This is a genomic window from Stenotrophomonas sp. 3(2025) (assembly GCF_052665395.1).
In genome coordinates this window covers 1-9,802 of the sequence record NZ_JBQOIF010000042.1, presented here as the reverse complement: position 1 = coordinate 9,802, position 9,802 = coordinate 1, and the positions used below count along the sequence as shown (strand labels likewise).

General features: G+C 67.3%; 11 protein-coding genes. 8 read left to right on the top strand and 3 right to left on the bottom strand.

The features are described from left to right. Positions 1 to 216: 216 nt before the first annotated feature. The gene (locus ACUXVE_RS19910) at positions 217 to 372 is read left to right on the top strand and encodes a lana protein (protein ID WP_093821356.1); all 156 of its coding nucleotides are present in this window, start codon (positions 217 to 219) and stop codon (positions 370 to 372) included. A 57-nt stretch (positions 373 to 429) separates the two neighbouring features. On the opposite strand, the gene ACUXVE_RS19905 is transcribed toward ACUXVE_RS19910, so the two are convergent. Further along, entirely contained in the window at positions 430 to 909 is a 480-nt protein-coding gene (locus ACUXVE_RS19905; protein WP_445515010.1) for an AsnC family transcriptional regulator, read from the bottom strand. Positions 910 to 1,058: 149 nt separating this feature from the next. On the opposite strand from ACUXVE_RS19905, the gene ACUXVE_RS19900 reads away from it, so the two are divergent. Both ACUXVE_RS19900 and alr read left to right on the top strand, forming a co-directional pair. Then, positions 1,059 to 2,363, top strand: coding sequence for a D-amino acid dehydrogenase (locus ACUXVE_RS19900; protein ID WP_222390887.1), 1,305 nt, complete (start codon positions 1,059 to 1,061; stop codon positions 2,361 to 2,363). Further along, positions 2,342 to 3,412: an alanine racemase gene (gene alr / locus ACUXVE_RS19895; protein WP_222390885.1), complete on the top strand. Its 1,071-nt coding sequence runs from the start codon at positions 2,342 to 2,344 to the stop codon at positions 3,410 to 3,412. Before ACUXVE_RS19900 ends, alr begins: the two co-directional genes overlap by 22 nt. 62 nt (positions 3,413 to 3,474) lie before the next feature. Here alr and ACUXVE_RS19890 read toward each other — a convergent pair whose 3' ends face one another. Beyond that, positions 3,475 to 4,041, bottom strand: a complete 567-nt coding sequence (locus tag ACUXVE_RS19890) for a DUF3016 domain-containing protein (RefSeq protein ID WP_093821350.1) — start codon at positions 4,039 to 4,041, stop codon at positions 3,475 to 3,477. 249 nt (positions 4,042 to 4,290) lie between these two features. Between ACUXVE_RS19890 and ACUXVE_RS19885 the strand changes: the two genes are divergently transcribed. Further along, on the top strand, positions 4,291 to 6,276 hold the full coding sequence (locus ACUXVE_RS19885; protein ID WP_258954408.1) for a hybrid sensor histidine kinase/response regulator: 1,986 nt from the start codon (positions 4,291 to 4,293) through the stop codon (positions 6,274 to 6,276). A gap of 44 nt (positions 6,277 to 6,320) precedes the next feature. After that, positions 6,321 to 6,611, top strand: coding sequence for a DUF3247 family protein (locus tag ACUXVE_RS19880; RefSeq protein ID WP_222390881.1), 291 nt, complete (start codon positions 6,321 to 6,323; stop codon positions 6,609 to 6,611). Positions 6,612 to 6,821: 210 nt separating this feature from the next. Here the strand turns inward: ACUXVE_RS19880 and ACUXVE_RS19875 are convergent, their stop codons facing one another. Further along, positions 6,822 to 7,085, bottom strand: coding sequence for a hypothetical protein (locus tag ACUXVE_RS19875; RefSeq protein ID WP_080150143.1), 264 nt, complete (start codon positions 7,083 to 7,085; stop codon positions 6,822 to 6,824). 156 nt (positions 7,086 to 7,241) lie between these two features. Here ACUXVE_RS19875 and ACUXVE_RS19870 point away from each other — a divergent pair, with 156 nt between their 5' ends. From ACUXVE_RS19870 to ACUXVE_RS19860, 3 genes are read left to right on the top strand one after another with little or no spacing between them, the layout of a single operon-like run. Further along, positions 7,242 to 8,312: a class I SAM-dependent methyltransferase gene (locus ACUXVE_RS19870; protein ID WP_445515009.1), complete on the top strand. Its 1,071-nt coding sequence runs from the start codon at positions 7,242 to 7,244 to the stop codon at positions 8,310 to 8,312. Then, positions 8,309 to 9,010, top strand: coding sequence for a pseudouridine synthase (locus tag ACUXVE_RS19865; protein ID WP_080150140.1), 702 nt, complete (start codon positions 8,309 to 8,311; stop codon positions 9,008 to 9,010). The genes ACUXVE_RS19870 and ACUXVE_RS19865 overlap by 4 nt, the downstream gene beginning before the upstream one ends. Continuing rightward, positions 9,007 to 9,690, top strand: a complete 684-nt coding sequence (locus tag ACUXVE_RS19860; RefSeq protein ID WP_033830258.1) for an HAD family hydrolase — start codon at positions 9,007 to 9,009, stop codon at positions 9,688 to 9,690. Before ACUXVE_RS19865 ends, ACUXVE_RS19860 begins: the two co-directional genes overlap by 4 nt. Positions 9,691 to 9,802 lie beyond the last annotated feature (112 nt).

The following is a 9,802-nucleotide window of genomic DNA, read 5'->3' as shown; positions in this document are numbered from 1 at the left end:
CGCCCGGCCCACTCGCAGCACCGCACCCGGCCCCAGCCACGAGGGGCTCAGCCGTTGGCAGCAAACCCGCCACCCACATGAACGCCGGAAAACAGCCCCCGCCCTGCACACCCCGCATCACCCGTTTTTCGCCTGCGATTAACCGTGCCAGGACCACGGTGGACCTGCGCCGGCATCCCTGTCGTCGCGCTTCCCTCGTCCCCTTGGAATACGATCATGGCCAACCAGCAGAACCGTCATCCCGGCAAGGAACAGCAGGGCAAAACACCGCAGGAACCGCAGCGCCAGCAGCAGCAACAGCAACAGCAGCCGAACGAGCAGCAGAAGAAGCATCCGCAACAGGGTTCCATGAAGAACCCGCAGCAGCGCTGATGCAACCAGGGGCCAGAGCCCGCGTCGCGGGGTCTGGTCCCGCTGCCGCCGGTCGTTTCAATCCGGAATCGGCAGCGCCCAGGTCTCCTTGACCTCTTCCATCACGATGTAGCTCTTCGACTCACGCACATGCGGCAGGGTCAGCAGAGTGCTGCCGAGCAGCTTGCGATAGGACGCCATCTCGCTGATCCGTGCCTTCAGCAGGTAATCGAAATCGCCCGACACCAGATGGCATTCCAGCACGTTGGGCAGCTTCAGCGCCGAACGCCGGAATTCCTCGAAGATGTCGCCGGATTTGTAGGCCAGGCTGATCTCCACGAACACCAGCAGGCTCGCTTTCAGCGCAGTGGGGTCCAGGTGCGCGTGGTAGCCGGTGATCACCGCTTCGCGCTCCAGCCGGCGCACGCGCTCGGTGCATGGGGTGGTCGACAGGCCGACCCGTTCGCCCAGCTCGGTGAAGGAAATGCGGCCTTCGGCCTGCAGGATGCGCAGGATCTTGCGGTCGATCTTGTCCAGCTCGCGGGGACGGGTGGCCATGGGCGTCAAGCTCGGGGAATGAATCACAGGGAAATATCCTGACTCCCTTGCTGAAATCAGGCAAATCATCTGGATACGGAAGAATATACTTCCCCGATTATGGCCCCTGCGCACGCAAATGCAGGGAATGATCGGGTTGGAGAATTCCCATGCGAGTCCTAGTCCTCGGCAGCGGCGTGATCGGCACCACCAGTGCCTGGTACCTGCGACAGGCCGGGTTTGAAGTCACCGTCGTCGACCGCCAGCCCGGTCCCGCGCTGGAAACCAGCTTCGCCAATGCCGGCCAGCTGTCCTTCGGCTACACCTCGCCGTGGGCTGCCCCGGGCGTGCCGAAGAAGGCCATCGGCTGGCTGTTCGAAAAGCACGCACCGCTGGCGATCAAACCGGGCATGGACCTGGCCCAGTACCGCTGGCTGTGGCAGATGCTGCGCAACTGCACCCACGAGCGCTACGCGATCAACAAGGCGCGCATGGTGCGCATGTCCGAGTACAGCCGCGACTGCCTGAACGAGCTGCGTGCGCAGATCGGCATCGATTTCGAAGGGCGCGACCTGGGCACCACCCAGCTGTTCCGCACCCAGCAGCAGCTGGATGCATCGGCGCAGGACATCGAGATCCTGGCCCAGTACGGCGTGCCGTACGAAGTGCTCGATCGTGCCGGCATCATCAAGGCCGAGCCTGCGCTGGCCCACGTCGATGGCCTGGTGGGTGCGCTGCGCCTGCCGCGCGACCAGACCGGCGATTGCCAGCTGTTCACCCGCCGCCTGGCGCAGATGGCGGCCGAAGCGGGGGTCGAGTTCCGTTACGACCAGGACATCACCGGCGTGGAATCCGACGGCGACCGCATCACCGGCGTGCGCATCGGCGGCACGCTGGAAACCGCGGACCGCTTCGTGGTCGCACTGGGCAGCTATTCGCCGGGACTGGTCGCGCCGCTGGGCATGCGCCTGCCGGTGTATCCGCTGAAGGGCTACTCGCTGACCCTGCCGATCACCGATCCGGCGATGGCACCCACCTCGACCATCCTCGATGAGAGCTACAAGGTGGCGGTGACCCGCTTCGACAACCGCATCCGCGTCGGCGGCATGGCCGAGGTGGCCGGTTTCGATCTGTCGCTGTCGCCGCGCCGCCGCGAGACGCTGGAACTGGTGGTGCGCGACCTGTACCCGAAGGGCGGTGACCTGGCCAAGGCCGAGTTCTGGACCGGCCTGCGCCCGGCCACGCCGGACGGCACGCCGGTGATCGGCGCCACGCCGTTCCGCAACCTGTTCCTCAACACCGGCCACGGCACGCTGGGTTGGACCATGGCCTGCGGCTCGGGCCGCTACCTGGCCGACCTGATGAGCGCGCGCCAGCCGCAGATCAGCACCGAAGGCCTGGATATCTTCCGCTACGGCCAGTACCGCCACGCCCCGCAACATGAGAACCGCACATGCGTCCTGCCCGCGCGCTGATCGACCTGGGCGCACTGCGCAGCAACTATCGCCTGGCCCGTGAACTGGGCGGTGGCAAGGCGCTGGCGATCCTCAAGGCCGATGCCTATGGCCACGGTGCGGTGCGCTGTGCGCAGGCACTGGAAGTCGAGGCCGACGGCTTTGGCGTGGCCACCATCGAAGAAGCGCTGGAACTGCGCCAGGCCGGCATCCGTGCGCCGATCCTGCTGCTGGAAGGCATCTTCGAGCCCAGCGAAATGGCGCTGGTGGCCGAGCATGACCTGTGGTTCTCGGTCGGTTCGCCGTGGCAGCTGGAAGCGCTGGTCGCGTTCGACAGCCCGCGCCCGCTGACGGTGTGGCTGAAGCTGGACAGCGGCATGCACCGGCTGGGCCTGGACGTTCCTGGTTTCCGCGCCGCGCACGCACGTTTGTCTGCACTGCCGCAGGTGGCGCGCATCGTGATGATGACCCACCTGGCGCGCGCGGATGAACTGGACAGCGAGCGTACCCGTGAGCAGGCCGCGACCTTCGTCGAGGCCATCGATGGTCTTGAAGGCGAGACCAGCATCTGCAATTCGCCGGCGCTGCTGGGTTGGCCGGACGTGCGCAGTGACTGGGTGCGCCCGGGCCTGATGCTGTACGGGGCCAATCCGCTGCCGGACAACAGTGAACTCACCGCGCGACTGCGCCCGGTGATGACGATGCAGTCCAAGGTGTTCGCCGAGCGCTGGATCGAAGCCGGCGAGCCGGTCGGCTACGGTGCGCGCTTCGTGGCCAAGGCGCGCACACGCGTGGGCGTGGTCGCACTGGGATATGCCGATGGCTATCCGCAGTTCGCCCCCAATGGCACGCCGGTGCTGATCGATGGCCAACCCGGTGGGCTGATCGGGCGCGTGTCGATGGACATGCTGACCGTGGACCTGACCGCGCATGCGCAGGCCGGTGTTGGCAGCGTGGTGGAACTGTGGGGTACGGCGCCGACCCTGTCCGAGCTGGCGCCGCGCTGCGGTGTCAGTGCCTACCAGCTGCCGTGCGGCGTCAAGCGCGTGGCACGCATCTACCAGGACTGACCGGTTCTGGTAGCTGCCGACCCTGGTCGGCGCTGCGAATGTGTGTCGACCAAGGTCGACACCTACCGGGCAGCGGTAACGCGCGAGGTCAGCTGGCGCTTCACCCAATCATCGATCAGGCGCTTCTCATAGCGCAGCGGATCGGTATCGCTCTTCAGGCCGATGTTGTGCAGGTAGCCGCTGTCGCTCAGGCGGGCGTCGCCTTCATCGATGATGCGCCCGCTGGCGTCCTTCAGCGTGTACTGCAGGGTGATCCGCGGCGGGTAGATGTCGCGCATGATCCGGATGTCGCGGCCACGCGGGCCATGCCAGGGCTCGTAGTCGCCTGCGCGCTTGACGTCCACCAGGGTCACCTCCAGCGTCTGCCCGGCCTGCAGCGGCTTGGCGGCGCTGGTCTGTACGTAGCGTGCCAGCTGCTGCACCCAGTCCCCGCGTTCAGCCTCGAAGCGGTTGGTGCTCTGCCGGATCTCGGTGAAGTTGGCTGGATCGTTCCATTGCACGCTGACCGGGCCATCGGCCTGCAGCGCGCGCGGCGCATCGGGCGCGGTCACCGTCCGCGGCGCGGCGGCCACGCTGCCCACGGCAAGCATGCCGGCCAGCAGCAGGGCGGTTGAAAGCGAACCTTTCATGGCAGTCTCCTGCGTCCCCGAAGCGGGGAGGATGATGATCTCGGATCGAGTGTGATCCCGCTGGAGGGCCGCAGCAATGGTCAGTAGCGTCAAATGCGTCAACAGTTGCCGCCAATTCATGGTCGTCAACCGTGACTGACGGCGCTTGACGCTGTGAATACGCACTCTGGAAGATGCTGTACCTCCATCCGGTCTTTTCCTCCCACGCCCTTGTCCACACTGCCGCCCCTCGTGGAGCGCTCACCCTTGATGGTGCCGACGCCCGAAACCGACCTGCACCATGGCGTGCTTGAGCGCATCCACGCAGGTTTCTGTGTGATCCAGGTGCTGTTCGACGGTGACCAGGCGATCGATTACCGCTTCCTCGAGGTCAACGAGGCGTTCGAGCGCCACACCGGGCTGAAGGATGCCTGCGGCAAGCGCATGAGCGCGCTGGAGCCGCACCACGAACGTGACTGGTTCCGGATCTATGGCGAAGTGGCCCGGACCGGGCGGCCGGCGCAGTTCGAGATGGATGCCCGTGCCCTCGGGCGCACGTTCGCGGTGGATGCCGTGCGGGTTGGCCAGCCGGGCGAGGACAAGGTCGGCATCCTGTTCTTCGACGTGACCGCGCGCAAGCAGATGGAAGTGGAGCTGGGCGAGAGCGAGGCCCGTTTCAGTGCGTTGGCCGATGGCCTGCCGATGCCGGTGTGGGTGCTGGACGAGCGCGGCCACGCCCGCTTCGTCAACAGTGCCTTCAGCGAGTTCTTCGGCGGCGACGAGAACCGGGTGCCGGAAGATGTCTGGCGCGGCCTGGTGCATCCCGACGATGCGTCGGTATTCGAATACGAACTGCAGGAAGCGCTGAAGGCGCAGCGTTCGATGCATGCGCTGGTGCGTGCACGGCGTGCCGATGGGCAGTGGCGCTGGCTGGAAATGAACGCACGTCCGCGCTTTTCGCGGATGGGCCGTTTCATCGGCCTGGCCGGCAGCAGCCCGGATGTCACCGAGCGTCGCGAGATCGAACTGGCGCGCGAGGAACTGCTGCAGTCCGAGCGTGCCGCGCGTAGTGCGGCCGAAAACATGGCGCGGCTGAAGGATGAGTTCCTGGCCACGCTGTCGCACGAGCTGCGCACGCCGCTGACCACGATCCTGGGCTGGAGCGAACTGCTGCTGCAGCGCGTGGATTCCACCAGCCCGCTGTACAAGGGCCTGGGCGTGATCGCCAACAGCGCGACCGCGCAGAAGCGGTTGATCTCGGACATGCTCGACCTCAGCAGCATGCTGCTGGGCAAGGTGCAGCTGGAAGTGGAAGTGTTGGACCTGCGCGACCAGTTGAACGAAGCGATGGGCGCACAGGAGCTGGTGGCCGAGGGCAAGGCGCTGGACGTCACCCTGCAGTTGCCGGCACAGCCCTGCCAGGTGCTGGGCGATGCCACCCGGCTGCAGCAGGTGTTCTGGAACCTGTTGTCCAACGCGATCAAGTTCACCCCGGCCGAAGGCCGCATCGACGTGCAGCTGCAGGCCGATGGCAACTATTGGACGATCACCGTGCGCGATACCGGCGACGGCATCGCGCCGGAGTTCCTGAACCATCTGTTCAGCCGCTTCCGCCAGGCCGACGGCACCACCACCCGCCGCCATGGCGGTCTGGGCCTGGGCCTGGCCATCGTGCAGCAGCTGGTCGAACTGCACGGCGGTTCGGTCAGCGCGGCCAGTGATGGCCATGGTCACGGCTCCACCTTCACCGTGCGCCTGCCGCAGCATCTGCCCGATGCCGAACGGCGTCCGCTGCGCGAGGTCGTCAGCGGTCCGATCCTGGAACCGATGGTGGTCGAACCGTACCCGCTGCGTGGCCTGCATGTGCTGGCGGTGGAAGACCAGCCTGAAGTGCTGGAGTACCTGCGGCGCATGCTGGAAGAGCAGGGCGCCAGCGTGTCCGCCGCCAGTTCGGCGGGCGAGGCGCTGGCGCTGCTGGCCGACAATGGCCACCTGCAGTACCAGGTGCTGCTGACCGACATCGGCATGCCGGGCATGGATGGCTATGGCCTGGTAAGCACGTTGCGGCAGGACCTGGGCGTGGACGCGGCAGCGCTGCCGGCGGTAGCGGTGACGGCGCTGGCGCGCGCCGACGACCGCCGCCGCGCGCTGGCCTCGGGCTTCCAGGAGCATGTGGCCAAGCCGTATTCGGTGGCGCAGCTGGTGGGTGTGGTGCGGCGCGTGCAGGCCACGCGCGGGGACAGCCTGCTGCACTGAGCATTCACGGACGATCGGCGACCCTGCAGTTCAGGAGGTCGCCGATGTCCCGTATTGCTCCACGAATCCATACCGATCCCGCGCAGATCGCGCACCTGGAAGCCCTGTTGCCGCAGCTGCGCGGGGAGACCCAGGTGCAGCTGACCCTGCACGATGGCCGACGCCTGCTGGGCACGGTTGCAGTGCAGCCGACGCTGCAGCAGTACCGCAACGACGCCGGCGACGAAGGCAGCAATGGGCAGCTGCGGCTGGACGATCTCGATGCGCCGGTGCAGCAGCATCACGTGTGGCTGGATGAAATCGCCAGCATCCGCGAGCTGCCGCCGACGCGCTGACGGCCTCTGCGGCATCCACGCATGGCGGGGATCTACTGGAGAGCCACGCCATGCGTGGCTGCGGTGGTCATTCGAACAGTAGAGCCACGCCATGCGTGGCTGCGGTGGTCAGTCGAACAGTAGAGCCACGCCACGCGTGGATGCGATGATCATTCGATCAGTAGAGCCACGCCATGCGTGGCTGCGATAGTCCATGCGTGGCTGCGCTGGTCAATGCTCGAACAGGGTTGCCGTCGCTTCGAACCTGCGTTCATAGGCGCGCTCCTCGGCCACCCGTGCCACTTCATCGTCTGCCAGATCCGGCGCGCCGTAGACCGCGTAGGCCACGCTGCCATCGGCACCGTGGCCGACCTGGTGCAGGCGATAGCGGGAATGGCCGCCGCCGGTATCCTCCGGGTAATGCACGGGGGGATGGCTGCCTTCCAGGTCCATTTCACTGTTGTCGACGACACCTCCGACGAACAAGGCTCGCATGCAGGATCTCCATGGGTTGCGGGGGAGCTTCTACCCTGAGCGCTGGCATGTTGCTGCGGCATCAAGGCAACGTTGAAGTTTCGCAAAGCGGCGTTCGGGGCCGGGCCGGACAAGCCGGTACAATGGACGGCCCTCACGCTTCCAGTACCCGCGCCGATGGCATCCAGCGACGACGCCCCCCTGCAGACCCTGTTCCTGCCGTTCTCCAGCGGTGCCCTGCGCTGGCCGGAGGGTCCGGTGGCCTTCCTGCGCGCCCGTGACGGCTGGCCCCTGCGCGAGCAGGCCGGCGGCCGCCAGGTGGATTGCGAGCAGAGCTTCGCCCCGTTCGCGCAGCCGCTGCAGCAGGCCGCTGGCTGGACCGTCAGCGGCCAGCTGGATGATGTTGCCGGCCGCGGCCGTTACCCGCTGGTGCTGGTGCTGCCGCCGCGCCAGCGCGAGGAAGCCCGCGCGCTGTTCGCCCGTGCCCGGGCGCTGGTTGCCGAGGGTGGCCGCATCGTGGCCTGCCAGCACAACAACGAAGGCGCACGTTCCGGCGAAGGCGACCTGAAGCAGTTGACCGGACTCGGCGGCAGCCTGACCAAGAACCACTGCCGCGTGTTCTGGACCGCACCGCTGCAGGGCCAGCACGATGCGGACCTGGCCAAGCGCTGGGCCACGCTGGACGCGGTGCGGCCGATCGTCGGCGGCCGTTTCCTCAGCCGTCCGGGCGTGTTCGCCTGGGACCGCATCGACCCGGCATCGGCGCTGCTGGCCGAACACCTGCCGGCCGACCTGGCCGGGCGTGCGGCAGACCTCGGTGCCGGTTACGGTTACCTGTCGCGCGAGCTGCTGGAGCGCTGCCCGAAGATCACCGCGCTGGACCTGTACGAGGCCGAGAAGCGCGCGCTGGACCTGGCCGAACTCAATCTGGCGCCGCCACCGCGCCCCGTGCCGCTGCGCTTCCTGTGGCGCGACGTCACCGCCGGTATCGAGCCGGACTACGACGTCATCATCAGCAACCCGCCGTTCCACACGCCCTCGCGTGCGGATCGCCCGGACATCGGCCAGCGCTTCATCGCCGTGGCCGCGCAGGCGCTGCGCTCGGGTGGGCGCCTGTACGTGGTGGCCAACCGCCACCTGCCCTACGAGTACACGCTCAACGAGAGCTTCGGCGCGGTGCGCGTGGTTGCCGAGCGCGATGGCTTCAAGCTGGTCGAAGCGGTGAAGGGCAAGGGGAAGGCCCGGTGAAGCTGGTCAAGCACATCGCCAACCTCGGCTACGGCAGCCGCAAGCAGGTGCAGTGGATGTTCCGCGAAGGCCGCGTCACCGACGCCGACGGCGAGGTGCTGTACGCCGACGACCAGGTGCCGCATGAAGCGGTGCGGGTGGACGGCGAGCCACTGGACCCGCCGGTGGGCCTGGCGCTGGCGATGTACAAGCCGGCCGGCTACACCTGCTCGACCAAGGACAAGGGCCGCTTGATCTACGACCTGCTGCCGCCGCGCTTCCGCGACCGCGACCCGGTGCTGTCCACCGTCGGCCGCCTGGACCGCGAGACCAGCGGCCTGTTGCTGCTGACCGACGACGGCAACCTGCTGCATCGGATCATTTCGCCGAAGTCGAAGCTGCCCAAGGTTTACGAAGTGGAGCTGGCCGAAGACCTGCGTGGTGACGAGGTGGCGCTGTTTGCCAGCGGCACGCTGATGCTGGAAGCGGAGAAGACGCCCCTGCTGCCGGCTGAACTGCAGGTGCTCGGCCCGCGCAGGGCGCGCCTGGTACTGCACGAAGGCCGCTACCATCAGGTACGCCGCATGTTCGCTGCCACAGGCAACCACGTGCAGGCACTGCACCGCAGCCGTGTTGGTGGCCTGGACCTGCAGGGACTGGCCGAAGGGCAATGGCGGCTGCTGACCTCCACCGACCTGGATACGTTGTTCGCTCCATGACCTCCATCGCTGCGCTGCCGTTCCTGCCCGACGCCGTCATCTTCGACATGGACGGCCTGATGATCGACAGCGAGCGTGTGTCGCTTGCATGCTGGAGCGAAGCGGCGGAGGAATTCGGCCTGCCCCTGGATGCCAGCTTCTTCGTGCGCATGGTCGGCCTTGGCGACCGCGACAGCCAGGCGCTGTTGCGCCAGCAGGGCATCGAAGACAGCATGATCGAGGCCATGGCCGCGCGTTGCCATGATCTGTACGAGGAGCGCACGCAGACCGGGTTGCCGCTGCGGCCGGGCATCCTGGAACTGCTGGAGTTGTTGAAGTCGCACGCGGTGCCGCGCGCGGTGGCGACCACCACGCGGCAGCCGCGGGCCAACCGCAAGCTGGCCGCGGCTGGGCTGCTGCCGTACTTCGATGCGGTGATCACCAGTGGCGATGTGGCGCGGCCGAAGCCGGCGCCGGACATCTACCTGCTGGCCGCGCAGCGACTGGGACAGGCGCCGGAACGTTGCCTGGCGCTGGAGGATTCCCCGGCCGGCACACGAGCCGCGCTGGCGGCCGGCATGACGGTGATCCAGGTACCGGACCTGGTGCATCCCGATGAAGAACTGCGCGCGCTCGGCCACCGCATCGTCGGCTCGCTGGTGGACGCGCACGCGCTGCTGTTGCCGTTGTTGCCGAGGTAACGGTGGGGGATGGTGGGTGCCACCTTGAACCCGGTGGTGCCACCTTGAACCTGGTGGGTGCCGACCGTTGGTCGGCACGCTTCACCGCTCTCGCCGGGCATGGCCCGGCGCT

Excerpts from the sequence above, each read along its gene's own strand:
- ACUXVE_RS19910 (WP_093821356.1), top strand. The coding sequence starts at position 217 with ATGGCCAACCAGCAGAACCGTCATCCCGGCAAGGAACAGCAGGGCAAA.
- ACUXVE_RS19905 (WP_445515010.1), bottom strand. The coding sequence starts at position 909 with ATGGCCACCCGTCCCCGCGAGCTGGACAAGATCGACCGCAAGATCCTG.
- ACUXVE_RS19900 (WP_222390887.1), top strand. The coding sequence starts at position 1,059 with ATGCGAGTCCTAGTCCTCGGCAGCGGCGTGATCGGCACCACCAGTGCC.
- alr (WP_222390885.1), top strand. The coding sequence starts at position 2,342 with ATGCGTCCTGCCCGCGCGCTGATCGACCTGGGCGCACTGCGCAGCAAC.
- ACUXVE_RS19890 (WP_093821350.1), bottom strand. The coding sequence starts at position 4,041 with ATGAAAGGTTCGCTTTCAACCGCCCTGCTGCTGGCCGGCATGCTTGCC.
- ACUXVE_RS19885 (WP_258954408.1), top strand. The coding sequence starts at position 4,291 with ATGGTGCCGACGCCCGAAACCGACCTGCACCATGGCGTGCTTGAGCGC.
- ACUXVE_RS19880 (WP_222390881.1), top strand. The coding sequence starts at position 6,321 with ATGTCCCGTATTGCTCCACGAATCCATACCGATCCCGCGCAGATCGCG.
- ACUXVE_RS19875 (WP_080150143.1), bottom strand. The coding sequence starts at position 7,085 with ATGCGAGCCTTGTTCGTCGGAGGTGTCGTCGACAACAGTGAAATGGAC.
- ACUXVE_RS19870 (WP_445515009.1), top strand. The coding sequence starts at position 7,242 with ATGGCATCCAGCGACGACGCCCCCCTGCAGACCCTGTTCCTGCCGTTC.
- ACUXVE_RS19860 (WP_033830258.1), top strand. The coding sequence starts at position 9,007 with ATGACCTCCATCGCTGCGCTGCCGTTCCTGCCCGACGCCGTCATCTTC.